This is a genomic window from Enterococcus sp. DIV0755f, assembly GCF_051713725.1.
GTDB lineage: Bacteria > Bacillota > Bacilli > Lactobacillales > Enterococcaceae > Enterococcus_D > Enterococcus_D casseliflavus.
This window is the reverse complement of the sequence record NZ_JBIOQL010000001.1, coordinates 2117912-2138693: the sequence shown is the minus strand read 5'-3', so window position 1 is coordinate 2138693 and position 20782 is coordinate 2117912. Positions and strand designations below refer to the sequence as shown.

Annotated in this window: 19 protein-coding genes; 14 read left to right on the top strand and 5 right to left on the bottom strand. The window is 41.9% G+C overall.

From position 1 onward, the window contains the following. Positions 1-4 precede the first annotated feature (4 nt). Entirely contained in the window at positions 5-739 is a 735-nt protein-coding gene (locus IGI73_RS09715) for an HAD family hydrolase (RefSeq protein ID WP_213356651.1), read from the bottom strand. A 244-nt stretch (positions 740-983) separates the two neighbouring features. On the opposite strand from IGI73_RS09715, the gene IGI73_RS09710 reads away from it, so the two are divergent. The 5 genes from IGI73_RS09710 to pepF all read left to right on the top strand — a co-directional run bounded on the left by IGI73_RS09710 (position 984) and on the right by pepF (position 7607). After that, a complete protein-coding gene (locus IGI73_RS09710; RefSeq protein WP_428207131.1) occupies positions 984-2720 on the top strand; it encodes an ABC transporter ATP-binding protein in 1737 nt (578 codons plus the stop codon). Between the two features lie 709 nt (positions 2721-3429). After that, positions 3430-3828 (top strand): transcriptional regulator SpxA, encoded by a 399-nt coding sequence (gene spxA, locus IGI73_RS09705; RefSeq protein ID WP_003127030.1) that lies wholly within the window; start codon positions 3430-3432, stop codon positions 3826-3828. A 152-nt stretch (positions 3829-3980) separates the two neighbouring features. Next, positions 3981-4631, top strand: a complete 651-nt coding sequence (locus IGI73_RS09700; protein ID WP_428207132.1) for an adaptor protein MecA — start codon at positions 3981-3983, stop codon at positions 4629-4631. 100 nt (positions 4632-4731) lie between these two features. Continuing rightward, the gene (locus IGI73_RS09695) at positions 4732-5721 is read left to right on the top strand and encodes a competence protein CoiA (RefSeq protein WP_428207133.1); all 990 of its coding nucleotides are present in this window, start codon (positions 4732-4734) and stop codon (positions 5719-5721) included. A gap of 68 nt (positions 5722-5789) precedes the next feature. Beyond that, positions 5790-7607 (top strand): oligoendopeptidase F, encoded by a 1818-nt coding sequence (gene pepF / locus IGI73_RS09690; protein ID WP_005229703.1) that lies wholly within the window; start codon positions 5790-5792, stop codon positions 7605-7607. A gap of 129 nt (positions 7608-7736) precedes the next feature. Here the strand turns inward: pepF and IGI73_RS09685 are convergent, their stop codons facing one another. Both IGI73_RS09685 and IGI73_RS09680 read right to left on the bottom strand, forming a co-directional pair. Next, entirely contained in the window at positions 7737-8393 is a 657-nt protein-coding gene (locus tag IGI73_RS09685) for a DsbA family protein (RefSeq protein ID WP_368742098.1), read from the bottom strand. A 108-nt stretch (positions 8394-8501) separates the two neighbouring features. After that, the gene (locus IGI73_RS09680) at positions 8502-9077 is read right to left on the bottom strand and encodes a CYTH domain-containing protein (protein ID WP_015509976.1); all 576 of its coding nucleotides are present in this window, start codon (positions 9075-9077) and stop codon (positions 8502-8504) included. Between the two features lie 196 nt (positions 9078-9273). Here IGI73_RS09680 and IGI73_RS09675 point away from each other — a divergent pair, with 196 nt between their 5' ends. From IGI73_RS09675 to mgtE, 4 genes are read left to right on the top strand one after another with little or no spacing between them, the layout of a single operon-like run. Further along, positions 9274-9942, top strand: a complete 669-nt coding sequence (locus tag IGI73_RS09675) for a GTP pyrophosphokinase (RefSeq protein WP_428207134.1) — start codon at positions 9274-9276, stop codon at positions 9940-9942. Positions 9943-9947: 5 nt separating this feature from the next. Next, positions 9948-10745, top strand: coding sequence for an NAD kinase (locus IGI73_RS09670; RefSeq protein WP_026008090.1), 798 nt, complete (start codon positions 9948-9950; stop codon positions 10743-10745). Between the two features lie 4 nt (positions 10746-10749). Then, complete coding sequence (locus IGI73_RS09665) at positions 10750-11649, top strand: RluA family pseudouridine synthase (RefSeq protein ID WP_074932946.1); 900 nt, start codon at positions 10750-10752, stop codon at positions 11647-11649. Between the two features lie 17 nt (positions 11650-11666). Further along, complete coding sequence (gene mgtE, locus IGI73_RS09660; protein ID WP_010749430.1) at positions 11667-13031, top strand: magnesium transporter; 1365 nt, start codon at positions 11667-11669, stop codon at positions 13029-13031. Between the two features lie 56 nt (positions 13032-13087). Here the strand turns inward: mgtE and IGI73_RS09655 are convergent, their stop codons facing one another. Continuing rightward, a complete protein-coding gene (locus IGI73_RS09655; RefSeq protein WP_010749431.1) occupies positions 13088-13924 on the bottom strand; it encodes an AraC family transcriptional regulator in 837 nt (278 codons plus the stop codon). A gap of 144 nt (positions 13925-14068) precedes the next feature. On the opposite strand from IGI73_RS09655, the gene IGI73_RS09650 reads away from it, so the two are divergent. Next, on the top strand, positions 14069-15820 hold the full coding sequence (locus tag IGI73_RS09650; protein ID WP_010749432.1) for an ABC transporter ATP-binding protein: 1752 nt from the start codon (positions 14069-14071) through the stop codon (positions 15818-15820). Then, positions 15807-17588, top strand: a complete 1782-nt coding sequence (locus IGI73_RS09645) for an ABC transporter ATP-binding protein (RefSeq protein ID WP_060792246.1) — start codon at positions 15807-15809, stop codon at positions 17586-17588. Before IGI73_RS09650 ends, IGI73_RS09645 begins: the two co-directional genes overlap by 14 nt. A 61-nt stretch (positions 17589-17649) precedes the next feature. Here IGI73_RS09645 and IGI73_RS09640 read toward each other — a convergent pair whose 3' ends face one another. Further along, positions 17650-18291, bottom strand: a complete 642-nt coding sequence (locus tag IGI73_RS09640; RefSeq protein WP_015509972.1) for a copper homeostasis protein CutC — start codon at positions 18289-18291, stop codon at positions 17650-17652. Positions 18292-18393: 102 nt separating this feature from the next. Here IGI73_RS09640 and IGI73_RS09635 point away from each other — a divergent pair, with 102 nt between their 5' ends. The 3 genes from IGI73_RS09635 to IGI73_RS09625 all read left to right on the top strand — a co-directional run bounded on the left by IGI73_RS09635 (position 18394) and on the right by IGI73_RS09625 (position 20764). Further along, a complete protein-coding gene (locus IGI73_RS09635; protein ID WP_005229724.1) occupies positions 18394-19236 on the top strand; it encodes a methyltransferase domain-containing protein in 843 nt (280 codons plus the stop codon). 353 nt (positions 19237-19589) lie between these two features. Beyond that, positions 19590-20093, top strand: a complete 504-nt coding sequence (gene trmL / locus IGI73_RS09630; protein WP_015509970.1) for a tRNA (uridine(34)/cytosine(34)/5-carboxymethylaminomethyluridine(34)-2'-O)-methyltransferase TrmL — start codon at positions 19590-19592, stop codon at positions 20091-20093. A gap of 17 nt (positions 20094-20110) precedes the next feature. Then, positions 20111-20764, top strand: coding sequence for a histidine phosphatase family protein (locus tag IGI73_RS09625; protein WP_015509969.1), 654 nt, complete (start codon positions 20111-20113; stop codon positions 20762-20764). The last annotated feature ends 18 nt before the right edge of the window (positions 20765-20782 follow it).

Genomic DNA, 20782 nt, shown 5'->3' with positions numbered 1-20782 from the left:
CTTTTTAGTTATACATGTATGCAGGCACTTGCATCAGTCTGTCAATACTGTCTTGCAGCTGTGAAAAAGCAGTGATCGATGCATCTGGTAAGTCTTCCAATCCACTAGGCGCTTGACGGAGACGATGATTGAACCACAAAGCTTGCCAACCGGCTTTCTTACAGCCAACCACGTCATTATCAAAATTATCACCAACGTACAGTGTGGTTTCCGGATCAAGAGCAAAGGCGGTTTCTGCCAATTGAAAGATTTCAAGTTGCGGCTTTTGATAACCAGTTGCTTGGGAAATGATCATATGCTCTGGTTTGATCCATCGAGTCAGTTGCAACTGATCCAATTTTTTTTGCTGGTGGTCAGTGGGACCATTGGTAATAATTCCTAGTTTGACTGGCAATGTGGACAAATAGTTCAAAGTTGACTCAACTTCAGGATGCAGTGTGATGGCATCTAGTTCTTGTTCATAACACAGCTGAAACTTACAGCTTTCTTCTATTGTAATAGGTAAGTACCCTAAATCCGTTAATGAATGGGTCAGTCGAAAATAACGAAAATGATCTAGCGTCCATTCATTTGCCAATACCCGTCCAAACTGCTCATCACTGTGCACCCGAAACCGTAAGTAAAGAGCAGTTAAATCTTTGTGGGCTATTTGTGGGAAACATGAGGTTACGGCATTGCGAAATGGTTGTTGCTGGTCATATAAGGTATCATCGACATCAAAAAGAATACTAGTGATCAAAAAAGACACGCCTTTCAGAGTTAGTGAAAATTTTCAGTTTGTTTTCGAATCAATCATAAGCCATTATTCCTGTAAAAAAAAGAGGGAAATCCCTGTAAAATAAAGGTTTTATTTACTGTTTTTAGAAATCCGCGTCTTTATAGGTTTTCAAAATTATAGTGAATTTTACCCATTTTCACATGTTTCTCATTTTGCATTTCTATTGAGAGTTGCTTATAATGATAGCTATTGAGGAGGGGGAAATGTGTTAAAAAGGTTTTTTCGTTATTATCGACCGTATCGGTCACTATTTATACTCGACTTTACTTGTGCGGTATTTGCTGGTTTATTGGAACTAGCCTTTCCAGTTGCCGTCAACCAAGTAATCGATAAGATCATGCCCCAGAACAACTTTCGCCTAATACTGTTGGCTTGCTTAGGCTTGTTCTTGTTTTATGTGATCAATACTGTGTTGCAATATATCGTGGTTTTTTATGGTCATAAACTTGGGGTCAATATTGAAACTGATATGCGTCAAGAGTTATTTCGACATCTGCAAACGCAATCTTTTGAATATTATGATAATCAAAAGACTGGCAAGCTGATCAGTCGTTTGACTACGGATCTCTTTGAGATTTCTGAAGTCGCTCACCATGGGCCAGAAGATGTTTTTATTACCATCATGACTTTGGTCGGTTCATTCCTATTGATGTTAAATATGCATGTTCAATTAGCTGTGGCAACATTTGCGTTGATTCCCTTGATCACGATCGCCTTGGTTTTTTTCAATAAGAAAATGACCAAAGTCAACACACAGATCTATGATAATCTCGGTGAGTTCAACGCCGGAGTGGAAGCATCTGTCAGTGGCATTCGAGTGACACAATCATTTGCCAATGAAACGTTTGAACATAAACGCTTTGACGGGTTAAGTGAGATTTATCGGCAGTCTAAGATCCTTTTTTATAAGGTAATGGCAATCAGTTCAGCGTACAATTATTTCTTGATTCGGTTGATCAACTTGTTTGCTCTGATGTTTGGTGCCTACTACGTGATTCGTGGTGAACTGACGAACGGTCAGTTCGTAGGGTTTATTTTATTGTCAAATGTCTTTGTTAGACCAATTGAGAAGGTTAATACGATGATCGAAAGCTATCCGAAAGGAATCGCTGGCTTCAAACGCTTGACCGAAGAGTTGGATAAAGAACCGACGATCAAAGACAAGCCAGGCGCACGGGCAGTAACTTCCTTAAAGGGAGACATCGTCTACCATGATGTTTCTTTTTCCTATGCGGATGCGACGAAAGTCTTGAATCACATCGACTTGTCGATCAAAGCGGGTGAGACGATCGCCTTCGTTGGACAAAGTGGTTCGGGGAAAACAACGTTATGCAACTTGTTGCCGCGGTTTTATGAAGTCACGGAAGGCGCCATTACGATCGATGGCATCAATATTCAGGAGATGACCTTGGCATCTTTACGTCAGCAGATTGGTACGGTGCAGCAAGATGTTTTTCTTTTCCCAGGAACGATTCGAGAAAATATTGCTTATGGCAAACTTGATGCAACAGAAGAGGAGATTTTAAAGGCAGTCAAATTGGCACACTTAGAAAAAGTCATTGATCAAATGACGGATGGCTTGGATACGGTCATCGGTGAACGAGGCGTCAAATTATCCGGTGGCCAAAAGCAGCGAGTAGCGATTGCTCGGATGTTCTTGAAAAATCCGCCGATTCTGATTTTAGATGAAGCAACTTCAGCGTTAGATACCGAAACGGAACAAGTGATCCAAGAATCATTGAATTCTTTGGCAGATGGGCGTACAACCTTGATCATTGCCCATCGCCTCGCAACGATCAAACATGCGACACGAATCATTGTCGTTAGTGAGAAGGGGATCTTAGAAGAAGGAACCCATGAAGAGTTGATGGCGAGAAAAGGGCATTATCGTGCATTGCATGATGCTCAATTTGCTCGCGACCGAGAACCAACACTCGCTTAGAAGAAAGACATGGTAAACGATCAGTTCAAGAATAGTACAGTCTATTATGCTTTGTCAGTGACCAAGCAACATAGTGGCTGGCTTCTTGGATTGATCGTTTTTTACTGAGTTTTTTGTGAGAAACCCTTTTCATTTATAAGCAGATGTTCATTTCTGCTGCTGTTTTATAGCAGATTATGACAGAAATGCTTCTATGGTTTTCTGATTAAAAAGGAATGTGATACAATAAAACCAAGAAGAAAGAGAGTGGTTGTGATTACTCGTACAAAAAAATAACATCCATTTTCATTGTAGCGCGATCGTTTCTCGGCAAAGGAAGGATCGTGAAAAAGTTCTTTTGAAAACGATTGAGCGATGGCCTTGGTTTTTCTCTCAGTTTTTGATTACATCTGTAATTGTCGTAGTAAAATTAAAAAACGTTGCCTTCTGTTAAAAGGATATTTTAATATTCTGACATCTTTTTGATACACCTTTGACACACTGTTGTATAAAAGGAGTAATATTAAAAAAAAATTTGAGTTTTCTCATTTAAAAATAAACTTTTTGAAGGAAACCTTTTGCCTTAAAGGTTTCGCTTTTAATATAACTTTCGAGTTTTATTAAAAAATATGAGATTTAGACTAGATTTTTTTTAGTTAAACCTGTATAATTGAAATCAAGCGAGGGAACAGGACTTGCTTGATTGAAAATTAAAAAGGAGAGATGCACGTTGTTGACACTATACACTTCCCCAAGTTGCACATCTTGTCGCAAAGCTCGTGCGTGGTTACAAGAGCACGAAATCCCTTTTGTTGAAAGAAATATTTTTTCAGAACCGTTAAATATTTCTGAGCTTAAGGCAATTCTACAAATGACAGAAGATGGCACAGAAGAAATTATTTCCACCAGATCCAAAGTATTCCAAAAGTTGAATATGGATCTAGATGACCTGCCCCTAAAAGATTTATTGACACTTGTTCAAGAAAACCCAGGATTATTGCGTCGTCCGATCATGATTGATGAAAAACGATTGCAAGTTGGGTTCAACGAAGATGAAATTCGTCGGTTCTTACCTAGGGATGTTCGCCAACTGGAACTAAGACAAGCGCAATTAATGGCAGGATTATAAATTTGACTTCATCGACTCGCTTTCTCTTTGAAAGTGAGTCTTTTTTTGAGTTTTTATGTTTTTCTTAAGAGGATATTCGTTTTCTCTTTACTTTTTATCAGGTTTCGATACAATGAACCTATAGTGAGTAGCAAAAGTGAGGTGTAGCTAATATGGAAATGGAACATATCAATGAGAACACCATTCGTGTATTGATCAAAAGTGAAGACTTAGCTGCGAGAGGCATCACTTTTCTTGACCTTCTAGGAAATCACAATGAAATTGAAAACTTCTTTTACAGTATTCTTGAAGAAGTTGATATTGACGAAGAATTTAAGGGCAGTGAAGCTGTAACTTTCCAAGTCTTGCCTAAAGGCGATGGGTTAGAATTGTTTATTAGCAAAAATCTTCCACCAGAAGGAATGGAAAATTTTGATGAGATGAACTATGAAGCGAATGAAGACATTACCGACATGTTGAAAAAGCATGTGGCGGCTCAATTACAAGAGTCGGAGCAAGCAGAAGACATCGGCAATCGTTTTGTATTCGAGTTGTTGCGATTCGAAGATATGATTCAATTGGCATCCGAAGTATATTTGGATTCCGTTGCAACCAATCTTTACCAAATGGGTAACCATTATTATATTGAAATTCGATTCATGGATGCAGAGGTTACTGATATTGAAGTAGAAAATGCACTTTCTTATTTGATGGAATTTGCCCAACGGACATCAGTGACGCCAGAGGTATTATCTGAATATGGTCAGTTGATCATGGAAAACGATGCACTTGAATTGACTCGTTTCTACTTCAAGAATGATTAATGAATGAAATTCATTTCCAGCCAAGAACATGTTGCTAATGTTCTTGGCTTTTTCAATTGTGTTTGATGAAAATGGCGTATCTTTTATTGAGGTGAATTAGATGCTGAAAGCATTGAACCAAAGAAAAGAAGTCATTGCAGCGAAAGGGAGAAAGAAAGCATCAGGTCCTTTTTATTGCCCAGGGTGTCACCAAGAAGTGACTTTGCGGCAAGGAACCAAACGACAGCCCCACTTTGCCCATCAAGCAACTGCTGATTGTCAGACTTACAGCGAAGGGGAGACGAAGGAACACTTGGAAGCCAAACAACTATTGTTTGAATGGTTTCAAGATACAGGGATTGAGATCGAAGCCTTTTTGCCTAAACTCCAACAGCGTCCTGACCTTTGTTATAAAAATATCGCCATTGAAGTACAGTGTTCTTCCCTCAAGTTTTCACGATTTCTTGAAAGAACCAGCACGTATTTAGCAAACGGCTATCGACCATGGTGGATCTTAGGGGAGAAATTGCATCCGAAACGCCAATGGTCACTTTTGGCAAAAGCCTGCTGTAGTTATCAGGCAACTGGTTTTTGTTTGTGGCTGATTGATACGCAAAATCAATCCTTAATGAAGTTAGATCAAATCAACTGGCACTATCAAGAAGGAGTCAGCAGTCAACAAAGCGATGCTCGAAAAGGGGCGCCTTTCAATAAAGAAACTCTTCGCCCTTTGTGCAAAGGACAAAGATCAAACCATCACCGTCCTCCTGAATGGCTTGCTGCAGACTATCAGGTCTGGTTGATACAAAAACTGCGAAAGAACCTGCCAAAAATCCGTGTGATCCAAGAAATATTGTATCCGTTAAAAGGCAATGTCTCCCAGCTGCCTATGTGGTGCTATTGTAAAAGCAGCTTTGGCATTTTATTTGAGCATCGAATATTGGTTTTTCGCTTTCTTTATTTAAGTGACTGTCCACTTCGTTTTGATCAATGGGTGGCACGGCTGCGGCAGCTGGATTGGCAATGGCAGTTCCCGTTACTGGATCAACGGGAAATTTTGCGCGGGCTCTTTCAAGAATGCCAATATTTAGAAAATTCGGTTTCTTTTTAAGCCAATGATTTGGTTTCACTGAAAAGTATGATAAGATATTTTTAACCAATGAACAAGGAGTGAAGGGAATGTCAGAAACAAAACAATTACCAGCACGTGAATCGATTCCAGTCGAAAAAACGTGGGACTTAACGAAAATCTATGCCGATGATGCGGCTTTTGACATAGAATTTCAAGAGATCCAAGCACAAGTCAAAGAAGCAAGTCGTTACCAAGGTACTTTAGCCGATGGGCCGCAAGCCTTCTTATCCGCATTAGAATTTGTTTTAGCGCTTTCTCGTCGTTTAGAGAAACTCTATGTATACAGTCATTTGAAAAACGATCAAGATACTGCCAATACGACGTATCAAGGCTTGTATGCAAAAGCAAGTAACTTAGTTGCGCAAGTAAGTGAAGCCGTTGCTTGGTTTGATCCTGAGCTATTGACAATGTCTGATGAAACGATTTGGGGCTATTTCGATCAAGAGCCGAAACTAGCTGTTTATCGTCATATGATCGAAAAAACCATCAACGAACGTCCACATGTCTTGCCAGCGGAGCAAGAAGCGTTATTAGCTGGTGCTGGCGAAATTTTTGGGGCACCTGGCAACATTTTTTCTGTTTTAAACAATGCTGATTTGGATTTTCCAGTAGTTGAAGATGAAAACGGGGAAAAAGTGCAGTTATCTCATGGTGTATACGGTGAGTTGATGGAAAGCACGGATCGGTCTGTCCGTGAAGCAGCCTTTAAAGGTCTTTATGGTGTCTATGAGCAATTCCGCAATACCTTTGCCCAAACATTAAGCACCAATATCAAAGCCCATAACTTTAAAGCAAAAGCCCGCAAATTTGATTCGGCACGGCAAGCCGCTTTGAGTGCTAACCACATTCCTGAAAGTGTCTACGATACATTAGTGGATGTCGTCAATCAGCACCTGCCATTGTTGCATCGTTACATGGCATTAAGAAAACGCCTGTTGGCTGTCGATACGTTGCATATGTATGATGTTTATACGCCGATTTTAGGGGAAGCACCCATTCGATATACCTATGAAGAAGCGGTCGGAAAAGCGAAAGAAGCGTTAAAACCATTAGGTGAAGAATACCTTGCGGTGGTTGAAGAAGCCTTCAGCAATCGGTGGATCGATGTCGTTGAAAACAAAGGCAAACGCAGTGGCGCGTATTCTTCTGGTGCCTATGATACGCTGCCATATATCCTGATGAACTGGAATGATCGATTGGATCAACTCTTTACTCTTGTTCATGAAATGGGACACAGTGTGCATAGTTACTTTACACGTAACAACCAGCCTTATGCCTATGGGGATTATTCGATCTTTTTAGCGGAAATCGCTTCAACCACCAATGAAAATATTTTGACAGAGTATATGCTGCAGACTGAAACAGATCCACGGGTCAAAGCTTATGTCTTGAATCATTTTCTCGATGGCTTCAAAGGAACGATTTTCCGTCAAACACAATTTGCCGAGTTTGAACACTTCATGCACGTGGAAGATGCGAAAGGAACGCCATTGACCAGTGAGTTCTTAAGCGAGAACTATGCCGAGTTAAATGCAAAATACTACGGACCTTCTGTTGAAAAAGATCCTGAGATTCGTCTTGAGTGGTCACGCATTCCGCATTTCTATTACAATTACTATGTTTACCAGTATTCAACCGGATTTTCGGCAGCTTCTGCTTTAGCGAAGAAAATCTTAGCAGGTGAACCAGATGCCTTAACCAACTATTTGAACTATTTGAAAGCTGGACGCAGTGATTATCCAATCGAAGTCATGAAAAAAGCGGGCGTCGATATGACAAAAGCAGATTATATTGAAGACGCGATGAAAGTATTTGAGCAACGCTTGAATGAATTGGAAGAACTCGTCAAAGAAATTGAAGCATAATTGAAAAGCGAACCAATCCGTAAAGGATTGGTTTGTTTTTTGTTTGTCCACAATAAAAAACGCTGCGCAGCGAGCCAAACACAAGATCATCGTTTGGCTCGCTGCGCAGCGTCGCTATTGAATAGGGTTTCATAAAAGAATCAACCCACGATCAATTTCATGAATAGTGGAAAGTTTTGGTGCTTTCAAAGACTGAGCTTTTTGCAAAAATGTATCGAGTTCTGTTGCTGTACCACAGACGAGCGGAAGACTTCTCAGTTCCTCTGATCCTTCTAAAAGGACCCCATATTCTTCTTCACTTGAAAAATCATACACCACAGCAGAGGGTGTGATCGTGATGCCCATATCTTTGGCTACACGCTGATCGGTGGCAAAGTTCTTTTTCACTAGCTCAGAGGATCGATCTTCTAGGAACATCTCTAAATCACCATTCGTTTCAGAAAATAATTCTTTCACTAAGGCATCGTTATATTCTTGTCTTTCGATCCCTATCCGTTGTTGCAGTTTCAACAAGAAATCCCGCGCAATTTTTTTCCCTTGCAACTGAGCTGCCTTATAGTCCAGTGATGCAGCATAGATTTGGTTGGTCTGTTCATTTCGCAAGACCAAATCCGCCTTATTCATGGACAAATAGTCCATTGAGACACCTACGGAAAACAAGTTAACGAAAGGTAGGATCTGCAAATGGATTTTTTTGCGGCTGGTGTTTAATTTATTGAGAATCTCTTTTTCGATATCATAACAAATAGGCCCAATCGGATTAATAAATAAAAACAGTTCGATCATTTGAATCTCTCCCCAATTAAGATTCTTTTGTACCTTGAAAAACAAAATAAGTATGTTTTATTAAATATAGCAAAAAAACGCGAAAAAAGTAAGCAAAAGGACAGCTTACTATGATTTTTCTTCAACGGCTCGGATGATCTTGTTTTTCGCTGGTCGGTAAGGAACGCCAAAGAGACGTAACAAGGAGTGAAAGGCATCTTTCCCTTTAATCGGTTCGTTGACTTCTAACTCCAACTCATAATCATGCTGTTGACCATACCAGCTTTCATCTAACGCGAGCAATCCTTCTTCAATCGGAAATTCCGCCCGTTTCGTTTTTAATGCTGCGATCATACGTAACGTGTCAGGCTCGATACCTGCCGCTCTTAGGCGCTGAGCAACGATACCCGTAGGTAGAATTTTTTCTGAAGCAATCAATGCAGCTGCCGACGTTTTCGTTAAAGGATCAGTCGTCTCTAATAACCCGTGCTCAATGGGGGTTTTTAGCGTTAATTCCGCATTGGTAGCAGTCGTGCGAATACGCAAGCCAAAGTGCTTTTCCCGCAGCTTATGATCTACCGTATCAAAATAGTAATTGGTTTGTATCTTAAATGCTTCTTCTGACAAATTGTAATAAGCAAGCAGCTGGTGGTATTCTTTTTCCGTCAACATCGTCTTGTATTCGATCTCTACTTGTTCGCCCATCGTTTCTCACTCTCTTTCTATTGCAACCATAGTGTACGCTGTTTCAGCTATTCCGTCAAAGAAACCAAACAAAGAAAAGCAGAGATGTTGGGGGAGAGACAAAAAATCTTTTGTTTCTGCTCTTCTGTTCATTCAGTTTTATTCCAAGAGTATGGTAGAATAAGAGGTATGTTATGAACAGAATCGAGGGAGAAGAATGATTCGAGATTGGGAAGAATTCTTAGCGCCTTATGAACAGGCGGTTTCAGAATTAAAAGTAAAATTAAGAGGCATACGAAAACAATATCGGGAACAAAACAAGCATGTTCCCATTGAATTTGTCACTGGGCGGGTCAAGCCAGTGGATAGCATTTTAACGAAAAGTAAATTACGTGGGATTGCTTTGGATTGGCTTGAAGAAGAGATGTCTGATATCGCTGGCTTGCGAATCATGTGTCAATTTGTGGAAGACATTCACCAAGTCGTTGAACTCTTACGAACACGCAAAGACATGAAAGTGATCATTGAACGGGACTATATCACCAATAAAAAAGCCAGTGGCTACCGTTCGTATCATCTAGTGATCGAATATCCCGTTCAACTGATCGACGGGGAAAAAATTATTTTAGCTGAGATTCAAATCCGGACACTAGCGATGAATTTTTGGGCAACGATCGAACATTCACTAAACTACAAATACCAAGGGGAATTTCCCGCTGAAATCAGTGAACGGCTGCGTCGGTCGGCAGAAGCCGCCTATCAGCTAGATGAAGAAATGTCCAATATCCGTGAAGAGATCCAAGAGGCACAACGGTTATTTTCACATGGGAAAGGCAAGCGAGGCGGACATGATCAGAACCCGTTGCCAAAGGGGGAAACGGAATGAAAGGTATCCGCGTGGCAATCGTCCATAATCAAGAAAGCAAGTCGGTAGAAGTGACAAAGCGTTTAACTACGCTTTTAGAACAGTCAGAAAATAAGATCGATCAAGACAATCCTGAATTAGTGATTTCTGTTGGGGGAGATGGCACGCTCCTTTCTGCTTTTCACTTGTACAATCATAAGTTGGATCAAGTACAGTTTTTAGGCGTCCATACGGGTCATCTCGGCTTTTACACGGACTGGCGAGATTATGAATTGGAAGAACTAGTCGAGTCATTATGCAATGACCATCAAAAAAGCGTCAGCTATCCGTTATTAGATGTCCGTATCACGTATGCGAATGGAAAATCAGACAAGCATTTCCTAGCATTGAATGAATCAACGATCAAGCGCGGCAATCGAACGATGGTTGCCGATATTTCTATTAAAGAAGACCTCTTTGAAAAGTTTCGCGGCGATGGCTTATCGATCTCAACGCCCACTGGCTCCACTGCTTATAACAAGAGTGTTGGTGGGGCAGTCTTGCACCCAAGTATCAATGCCTTTCAATTGGCAGAGATTGCTTCGTTGAACAATCGTGTCTTTCGGACCCTTGGTTCGCCGATCGTCGTGGGTCACCATGAATGGGTCAAAGTACAACTGCAGCAAAGCACCGACTATTTAGTGACGATCGATCAGTTTACCATCGAACAAGAAGAAATCGATGCTATCTATTACCGTATTGCCGATGAACGGATTCATTTTGCGTCTTATCGGCATATGCATTTTTGGAATCGGGTCAAAGATTCCTTTATTGGAGAAGAATAAACCCATGGAATTTACGTATCACTATACTGGACAAGGACAGCAAGTCAAATACTTTTTGAAGGAACAGGGGGTGTCCAAAGGACTGTTAGCAAAAATCAAGTTTCAAGGCGGAAAGATATTTGTCAACGATCACGAGCAAAACGTCTTGTTTTCTTTGGCGCAAAATGATAGGGTAACTATTGTAATTCCTCCCGAAGGGGAACATGAGACGATGCTGGCTGACCCGACACCGATTGAGATCGTGTATGAAGATGCCCATCTGTTAGTCGTGAATAAGCCAGCAGGCATCTCATCGATCCCTGCGCAATATCATCCGACTGGCACGATGGCCAATCGCGTTAAGGCCTACTATCAAGCGCAGCACTATGAAGATCAAGTGATTCATGTAGTCACGCGGTTAGACCGTGACACATCAGGACTGATGCTTTTTGCAAAACATGGGTTTGCCCATGCGAAGCTGGATAGCCAGTTGCGAAAGAAGCAGGTCGTAAAAAAATATCAAGCCCTCGTTGCTGGTGAACTGCCCGCACTTTCTGCCCATGGTGAGATTGAGCTGCCGATTGCTAGAGACCTGACGTCACTATTGAAACGCAAGGTCAGTGACGAAGGAAAAGAAGCACGGACGGAGTATTGGCTAAAACAACGCAATTCAGATTGCGCTTTAGTTGATATTCAGTTACACACAGGCAGGACGCATCAAATAAGGGTCCATTTTTCTGCAATCGGTTGTCCTTTATTAGGAGACGAGATGTATGGCGGTACAATGGCTCTTGGGATCAAACGACAAGCATTACACTGCTGTCAGCTGCAATTTCAGCATCCCTTTACGAACGAACCGTTGGCTTTTAAGCTGCCCTTACCAGCAGACATGGCCGCTGTTTGCTCAGCCATGGATAGGCAATAACAAATGAGGTGAAGAGATTGGATGAAAATCAAGAATTAACTGAACGGTTTGATCAACTGAATCAAGCATTAAAAGACAATGATATCCAGGGATTTCGTGAGGCGTTCTTGGATCTGCATATCTACGAGCAGGGTCAGTTCTACCAATCTCTAGAAGCAGCCGATCGACAAATCGTCTATACGTATCTTTCCCCGAAAGAATTGGCAGACATGTTTGACGTCATTGAAGAAGATGATGAACACATGGTGGACTATCTTTCAGAGATGCGCCCTGCCTATGCGGCTGATATGTTGGCGCAAATGTATACCGATAATGCGGTTGACCTGCTGAATACTCTGGATAAAAAACAAACAGCAAAATATTTGAGTTTGATGACCGCTGAAGCTGCTAGCGAAATCAAAGAGCTGCTGCATTATGAAGATGAAACTGCTGGATCGCTGATGACTACCGAGTTTGTTTCCATTGTTGCCAACCAAACGGTTCGTTCAGCGATGTATGTCTTAAAAAATGCCGCAGATGTTGCCGAGACGATTTACTATATTTACGTCGTGGATACTGATAATAAGCTTGTGGGCGTTATTTCTTTAAGAGACTTGATCATCAATGATGAAGATACCATGATCGCTGATATTTTGAACGAGCGGGTGATGTCGGTCCATGTTGGAGATGACCAAGAGGATGTCGCTCAGACCTTCCGAGATTATGACTTTCTCGCATTGCCAGTCACCGATTATGACGATCACCTATTAGGGATCGTGACCGTCGATGATATCATCGACGTTATCGATGATGAAGCAGCCAGTGACTACTCTGGTTTGGCAGGGGTCAATGTGGAAGAAGTCAGTGAGAACCCGATCAAAGCGTCTTCGAGACGCTTGCCTTGGCTTATCACCTTACTCTTTCTCGGAATGGCCACCGCCAGTCTGATCAGTCATTATGAAGAGTTGGTCAGCGAAGCAAGTATTCTCGCTGTCTTTATCTCACTGATCACTGGGACCGCCGGTAATGCTGGTACCCAATCCTTAGCCGTAGCCGTTCGTCGTCTGGCGATCAATGACGACAAAGAAAACAGCTTTATGAAGACGGTGGTAGGTGAAGTGCTGACGGGACTGTTCACAGGTGCCATCACGGGGTTGACGATTTTTGCTATCGTAGCTGTCTGGAAACAAAATCCGATTCTAGGGTTTGTGATTGGGATGGCGATGATGTGTGCCATCACAGTAGCCAACTTAGCGGGAAGTTTGATCCCGATGCTGATGGACAAGCTGGGTTTTGATCCAGCAGTGGCAAGTGGTCCGTTTATCACGACCCTTAGCGATTTGACCAGTGTTTTGATCTACTTCAACATTGCCAGTCTTTTTATGAACTATTTTATTCAATGAACAAAAAAGAGCAAGCCGATGATTCTTCATTCAAAGGAAGATCATCGGCTTGCTCTTTAATTTTTTGGTTTTGGCAATACCCCAGAAGGAGAGACACCATAAAGTTTTTTAAAAGACTTGCTAAAGTGATAAGCATCCTGATAGCCCACAGCAGAGGCGACTTCTTTGATCGTGAGGTTTTCATTTTTTAACATGTCTTTGGCACGCTTTAAGCGAATCTCAATCAAGTAGTTGATAGGACTGACACCCGTCGCCTCTTTAAAAATCTTTGAAAGGTACGTCGGGCTGAGAAATTGATCCTGTGCGAGCTTCTCTAACGTGATTTCTTCTTTGTAATGATTTTCCAAGTAATAGACCGTATAGTTGACGATCTGTTGTTGTCGTCGTTGGCTTTTGGAAAGGTAAGGCACGACATTGATATGGTCTTCATTTAGTCCACGTAAAATGTAGACGAGCATCTCCATCAAAACAGCCTTTTGCATCAATTGAAACTCATCCCGCTCTTCACTGCTTTCTCTCACCAACTGCCAGGCTTTTTCCAAAACTTGATGATGGTATTTGCCTAGCTCCAACAAGGGGTGTTTGTTCGGGAAAAAATTCCGTTTAAACCCTTCCAAAGAAATATTTTTCAAACCAATATGCAGCTGATGGGAGCGAGTGCCCTTAGGCTGCAATTCGCAGTGATCGACGCCAGGATTGAAAAGCATGACGCTGCCAGCACGGATTTTTTTCGCTGGTTCTTTTTCAAAATAATAGGTACTTTCTCCTTCTAATAAGACGCTGATTTCTAAAAAGTCATGATGGTGCATTTCTCCATGACTTTCTGATTGTGTCCATGGGTCAAAGAGATAGATGATTTCTGGATTAAACGTGCGAGGGTTAACTAAATTCATGGCTGATTCACTCCAATTGGGTGCTTATTTCCTGTAAAAAAAGGGAATGGTACTTCTTACTAATATTTTACATCAAAATGAGTAAGAAAAACCATTCAAATCGCTTTTCAAAACGCTAAGCTTAACAACGAGAGGGGGAATTAGATGAGTAATACACAATGGATCTGGCGCTATGCCAAAAAGAACCGGGGAAAAATCATATTGGCAGTCCTGTTTTTAGTGATCAATGCAGCGCTGATCATTGTTAATCCGTACTTGGGAGGAATGGTGATCGATGATGTCATCAATCAGCAAAAAACGCACTTATTGATTCCATTATTGTTGATCATGATCGCAACGACCGTCATTCGTACCATTGTCCGCTACAGTTATCAAATTTTATTTGAACGGGTCGGGCAAAATACGCTATACGATTTACGGGAAGATTTGTATCAGAAGCTTCAAGAATTGGATTTCGACTTTTTCAATCACACTCGTGTGGGAGATATTATGGCACGGATGACTGGTGATACCGATGCCATTCGCCACTTTGTTTCTTGGGTGACCTACAATATCGCTGAATGTATCTTGTGGTTCTTTTCAGCGGTGGTGGTTATGAGCTTTATTGATTGGAAATTGATGTTGGCGCTGGTGGCTGTCACACCGATCATATTTCTGTTGACCAATCGCATGTCTAAGAAAGCACACCCGTTGTTTTTTGACATTCGTGAGAGCTTTTCGCGCTTGAATTCAATGGTGGAAGAAAATATCGGCGGCAATCGAGTGGTGAAAGCTTTTGCTCGTGAAAATTTTGAGATTGAAAAATTTCGCTCCTACAACGAAGATTTTAAGACCCGCAATATGGCATCTGCCAAAGTATCCCGTACCTATCTGCCATGGCTTGATGGCTTAGCAGGAAGTTTGTCAGTCATTGCCTTGATTTTGGGTGGGATCTTCGTCATCAACGGCGAGATGACATTAGGGGATCTTGTCGCGTTTAATGGCTATCTTTGGATGTTGAATAATCCTATGCGTATGAGTGGTTGGTTGATCAACGACGTTCAGCGATTTTCTGCAGCCTGTATCAAAATTCGGCAAATGTTGGCGCAAGAATCGAAAATTCCTGTTCATCAACAAGAAAAATTAGAGCCAATCAAAGGATTTGTAGAGTTTAAAGATGTTTCCTTCCACTTTTCGGATGATCCGAATCAAAATGTGTTGGAAAACATCAACTTCAAAATTGGCCCTGGCCAAACGTTAGGGATCTTAGGGGAAACCGGTTCAGGGAAAACGACGTTAGTGAATTTGGTTGGACGCTTTTATGATCCGACTGAAGGGGAAGTATTGATTGATGGAAAAAACGCCAAAGAGTATCCCGTGCGCCAAATGCGGGAAAACATTTCAATGGTGATGCAAGATGTCTTCTTGTTTTCCAATACCATCTCCGACAACATTGCTTTTGGAAATCCTTTAGCTGATGAAGGCTTTATTCGGCAAATGGCGGTAGTCGCTGATGCAGATACCTTTATTTCTCGGATGCCTCAAGGCTATGAAACGATCGTGGGCGAGCGAGGTGTGGGGCTTTCTGGCGGACAAAAACAACGGATCTCCCTAGCACGGGCCTTAGCCAAAGATCCATCGATCTTGATTTTGGATGATACGACGTCTGCCGTCGATATGGAGACAGAATCGAAGATCCAACAGGAGCTGACAAAATTAACAGGAGAGAAAACGACGTTTATCATTGCGCATCGGATCTCCTCTGTTCGAGAAGCCGATCAGATTCTGATGATGGAAAAAGGACGAGTCGTTGAACAAGGGACCCATGAAGAACTTGTCAGTCTGCGGGGCAAATACTACGAAGTGTATCAAAAACAATTAGGCTTGTCAGGAGGTGAAGACGATGGCGAGAAATAAATTTGATGTGGATGAGGAATTAGACCAGGAATTTAGCTGGAAGGATTTCAAACGCTTGTCACAATATGTCGTTCCTTATAAAAGAAGTATTGCGAAAGTACTATTTACGATCATTCTGGCAAACTTAGCAGGAATGCTGGCGCCCGTGTTCACAAAGATCGCGATCGATTCATCGATTCCTGAGAAAAATGTCAACCAATTGCTGCTTCTGGGAGCTGCCTTTCTAGTGACCTTGATCGTTATCGGCGTCTGCATGCGTTACCGTATCTACCATATCACGAATATTGGTCAGGACGTATTGAAGGATATGCGCTTTGATATTTTTGAACATCTGCAGCGACTGCCTTTTTCTTATTTTGATACAAGGCCCCACGGCAAGATCTTGATTCGCATCGTAAACTATATCAATACACTGAGTGACCTATTGAGCAACGGCCTGATCAATTTGATCTCGGATGTTTTCAACGTCATCATCACCTTGATCTTTATGTTTGCGATCGACTTCAAATTGACCTTGTATTCCCTTGCGTTGCTGCCAATTTTGTTCATCATGGTGATGGTGATCAAGAATAACCAGCGCAAAGCCTATCAGGTGTTGAGTAATAAACAATCCAATCTAAATGCTTACATTCATGAAAGTATTGCTGGTATCAAGATTACTCAATCCTTTGCGCGAGAAGAAGAAAATGCTGAGATCTTCCAAGAAGTCAGCAATGATTACCGGACTTCATGGATGAAAGCTGTCAAAATTCAGTTTCTGATGTGGCCAGGGGTGCAAAACATTTCAGTCATTACGACTTGTTTGATTTATTTTGTCGGCATTCGTCAGATCGGTGTCGATGTCAGCACAGGTACTCTGATCGCTTTTATCAGTTATATCAATAATTTCTGGAATCCAGTCATCAATATCGGGAATTTTTATAATTCTTTGATTACAGCAACAGCCTATCTTGAACGGATTTTTGAAACGATGGATGAAGTCCCAGATATCGAAGACAAACCTGATGCAAACGTATTGCCGACGATGAAAGGGACCGTTGATTTTGAACACGTGACCTTCCGATACGAAGAAGGCAAAAACATTCTTTCTGATGTTAACTTCCACATTGAACCTGGGGAAAGTATTGCTTTGGTTGGTCCTACTGGTGCAGGGAAAACCACGATCATCAACTTGCTGAGCCGCTTTTATGATGTCAATGAAGGCAGTGTTAAAGTGGATGGGATGGACGTTCGTGACGTGACGCTGGAATCGCTGCGCTCACAAATGGGTGTCATGCTGCAAGATACCTTTATTTTCTCAGGAACGATCATAGAAAATATTCGCTATGGAAAATTAGATGCGACAGAAGAAGAGATCATCGAAGCAGCGAAGATCGTCCGTGCCCACGACTTTATCACGGAGTTGAAAGACGGCTATCAAACCGTCGTCGAAGAACGAGGAAGTACTTTATCTGCAGGGCAACGGCAACTGATTTCCTTTGCCCGAGCGTTGTTGGCTGATCCAAAAATTTTGATCTTAGATGAAGCGACCTCAAGTATCGATACGAAGACAGAAGAATTGCTGCAAGAAGGATTGTTGAAGCTGTTAGAAGGCAGAACCTCATTTATCATCGCTCACCGACTGTCCACGATCAAAAATTCTGATCGAATCTTTTACGTGGCAGGGGGGACAATCGCTGAATCGGGTAACCATGATCAGCTAATGGCACAAAAAGGCTTGTATCACCATTTGTATCAATCACAATACGACTTATTGCAAGCGATCTAAAAGAATCCCCACAAACAATAGAAACGCATCGTTTGTGGGGATTTCTTTGTGTCCTTCAAGCTCAATCGTTAAGGTCAACGATTCTGGTTCCATGAACTTCTTTTACACCTAGTGTATCGGCAACTTCTTGGGCATTTTCAAAGGAAATGCCACCGCCAGGTAAAATCGTTAAACGCTCACCAGCATAGGCGATCAATTCTTTCAGACGATCGAAATTTGCTTCGATTGGAGTGCCTGCAGCACCACCATGGGTCAAAATCCGCTGTACCCCATGCTCAGCTAACCAATCGATCGCCTTGAATTGGCGCGCTGCAGGAATCGCGTCGAACGCCATGTGAAAAGTAACCTGCAAGCCTTCTGCGGTTTCTAACAGTAGCTCCAATGCTTCTTCGTCCAACCAGCCGCTAGGTGTTAAGCAACCTAGAACAACGCCGTCTGTTCCTAATTTTTTTGCTTCGATCAAGTCGGTATGCATGATTTTCAATTCTGTATCATTGTAAACAAAATCACCGCCCCGAGGTCGAATGATCGTCATAACGGGTATTCCTTTTTCGCCAGCATATTGCAGAACTTCTTCTTGCACGCCGGTACTTGGTGTTGTTCCGCCGACTGCTAAATTATCACAGAGTTCGATGCGCTTTGCACCTCGGGCGATTGCTAAGGGAATATTGGTATAGTTTTCTGCACAAAATTCTTTTAACATGATTTACCTCCATTTGATGGGTGTTCAATTGATTTGTTATTCTATCCACTAGCATTCTACCACAAGAATATGCTAAAGTAGAGCAGAGATGAGGGAAGTTGAATGTTAAAAAAAATCGATCGCGGGCGCCTATTTTTAAACGCCCATTATCACTTGTTTGAATGTCCATTGTGCCGCCAAGCATTTTTCCCGACCGAAAATGGCTTGGTTTGTCCAAATCGTCATCGATTTGACTTATCAAAGAAAGGCACACTTTTCTTTTTGGATCATCAAGTCAAAGCAGATTATGATCAAGCACTGTTTTTGCCGCGTCAACGAATGATCGCTAGCGGCATGTATGCACCAGTCCTTGAGACCATCAAAGCAGCTTTGGGAGATGCTAAGCATCTTTTAGATGTTGGCTGCGGGGAAGGCAGTTTTCTGGCTCAGCTGGTCAATGAAAAGACTCAGGCGGCTGTCGGCTTTGATATTGCCAAGGACGGAGTCTATCTAGCAACCAATCAAAACGTACCAGCTTTTTGGTGTGTGGCGGATCTGACCAACCTGCCGTTTGCTGAAGCGAGCTTTGATACGATTTTCAATCTATTTTCGCCGTCAAATTATGGGGAGTTTAACCGCATTCTAAGAAAAGGCGGACAGCTGATCAAAGTGGTTCCTGCGGCGGACTATTTAAAAGAACTACGAGCCGCTTTTTATCCTGATAACGAAACAAAACAGCAGTATTCGAATGAACGGGTCGTTAGCAAATTTTTTGAACACTATCCCAACGCATCCCGTCAAAGAGTGACGCATGTTTTTGCGATCCCTGAAGAAAATCGTCAAGATTTACTTGCCATGTCCCCGTTAGAGTGGGGGGCTTCGGAGGAACGCAAAGAAAAGCTGCGACAAACCCCTTTGACACAGATTACGGTTGATGTTGAGGTGTTGATTGCGAAAATTTCCTGAAAATATTTTGAACTTTTTTGTTATTTACTCTTGCAATCATGCCATGGGAGTGATATATTGTTCTCAAGTCATTTTTCATTGGTTTTTATCAGGTTCCTGTTCTGATAAAAGTTAGTGAAAAGAGCTTCACTAACGTAACGACTCGCAGTGATCGACACCGAGTTGGTACGTTTTTTTTATGCCCAAAAAAGCGCCCAAAAAATGTTGTTTCTAGAAAAACAAGCGTGCCAAAATATGGTACTATAGAAGTTATTGAAGTAGTTACTGAGCATGCAATGGAAAACGTAACGTTTAACGACACAAATCAATGCGAGAACCGATCGGCAGTAACCGATCGAAAGGAGTTTTTATCTATGAATCACATCGTTCTTTTTGAACCTCAGATCCCAGCCAATACGGGGAATATTGCACGGACGTGTGCAGCAACAAATACTCACTTACACTTAATCGAGCCTTTAGGCTTTTCAACGGATGACAAGCAATTGAAGCGTGCTGGGCTTGATTATTGGCACGATGTCAATATTACCTATCATAAAGATTTAGCTGCTTTTATGGACTTTTTAGGAGCGCGTCCGTTGTACCTGATCTCGAAATTTGCCAATCGCGTGTATTCTGATGTCGATTACACCGCAGATGACGATCAGTTCTTCATTTTTGGGAAAGAAACGACGGGGCTTCCAGAAAGTTTTATGCGTGAGCATGCCGAAAAATGCTTGCGGATCCCTATGAATGATGAGCACGTTCGTTCCCTTAATTTATCAAATACGGCGGCCTTGATCATTTATGAAGTTTTGCGGCAGCAAGGATTTCCGCAGTTGGAATTGACGCATCATTACGAGAACGACAAATTAGACTAAGAAGCGAGGCTTTTTCGATGCAATTATACTTTACCCGTCACGGAAAAACAGAGTGGAACCAAGCACGCCGCTTTCAAGGAATGCTGGGGGATTCGCCGTTATTGCCAGAAAGTTATGATGAGATCAAATTACTCGGTGATTATCTGGCAGCTATTCCTTTTGAGAAGATTTACTCAAGTACATCTTTGCGAGCAAAAGTGACTGCTCAAGAGATCCAAGCAAGACTCCAACACCCTGTTGAAATCATTTATAATGAGAACCTGCGAGAAATCGGACTCGGTGAATTGGAAGGTCGGTCCATCGATGAAATGCATGAGAAGTATCCCCAACAACTGACTGATTTGCGTAATCACCTGGATCGTTACGATCCCAGTGCCTTTAAAGGTGAGCCGATCCAAGAAACATTGAGCCGAATCGAGACCGTCGTCATGGATGCGGTGATGCAGCATGAAGGCCCATTATTGTTCGTCGGTCATGGAGCATCCTTTACGGCTGCTATACAGTGGCTTGCAGGCAAACCATTAGCCGAATTAAGAGAGCAAGGTGGATTAGTCAATAACAGCGTTAGCTTATTAGAGACGAATGAACAAAAAGTATTGCCTTTTGAACTAAAAGTTTGGAATGAAGCAAGCTTTTTAAGCAATCAGGCAGGATTAGACGCTTTATTGTAAACCATGAAAGGAGCGGCA

Bases quoted from the DNA above. Each gene is read 5' to 3' on its own strand.
- trmL (WP_015509970.1), top strand. From the start codon at position 19,590: ATGAATCACATCGTTCTTTTTGAACCTCAGATCCCAGCCAATACGGGG.
- IGI73_RS09685 (WP_368742098.1), bottom strand. From the start codon at position 8,393: ATGATCGAACTGTTTTTATTTATTAATCCGATTGGGCCTATTTGTTAT.
- IGI73_RS09665 (WP_074932946.1), top strand. From the start codon at position 10,750: ATGGAATTTACGTATCACTATACTGGACAAGGACAGCAAGTCAAATAC.
- IGI73_RS09695 (WP_428207133.1), top strand. From the start codon at position 4,732: ATGCTGAAAGCATTGAACCAAAGAAAAGAAGTCATTGCAGCGAAAGGG.
- pepF (WP_005229703.1), top strand. From the start codon at position 5,790: ATGTCAGAAACAAAACAATTACCAGCACGTGAATCGATTCCAGTCGAA.
- IGI73_RS09700 (WP_428207132.1), top strand. From the start codon at position 3,981: ATGGAAATGGAACATATCAATGAGAACACCATTCGTGTATTGATCAAA.
- IGI73_RS09625 (WP_015509969.1), top strand. From the start codon at position 20,111: ATGCAATTATACTTTACCCGTCACGGAAAAACAGAGTGGAACCAAGCA.
- IGI73_RS09635 (WP_005229724.1), top strand. From the start codon at position 18,394: ATGTTAAAAAAAATCGATCGCGGGCGCCTATTTTTAAACGCCCATTAT.
- IGI73_RS09645 (WP_060792246.1), top strand. From the start codon at position 15,807: ATGGCGAGAAATAAATTTGATGTGGATGAGGAATTAGACCAGGAATTT.
- IGI73_RS09675 (WP_428207134.1), top strand. From the start codon at position 9,274: ATGATTCGAGATTGGGAAGAATTCTTAGCGCCTTATGAACAGGCGGTT.
- IGI73_RS09680 (WP_015509976.1), bottom strand. From the start codon at position 9,077: ATGGGCGAACAAGTAGAGATCGAATACAAGACGATGTTGACGGAAAAA.
- IGI73_RS09650 (WP_010749432.1), top strand. From the start codon at position 14,069: ATGAGTAATACACAATGGATCTGGCGCTATGCCAAAAAGAACCGGGGA.
- IGI73_RS09640 (WP_015509972.1), bottom strand. From the start codon at position 18,291: ATGTTAAAAGAATTTTGTGCAGAAAACTATACCAATATTCCCTTAGCA.
- IGI73_RS09655 (WP_010749431.1), bottom strand. From the start codon at position 13,924: ATGAATTTAGTTAACCCTCGCACGTTTAATCCAGAAATCATCTATCTC.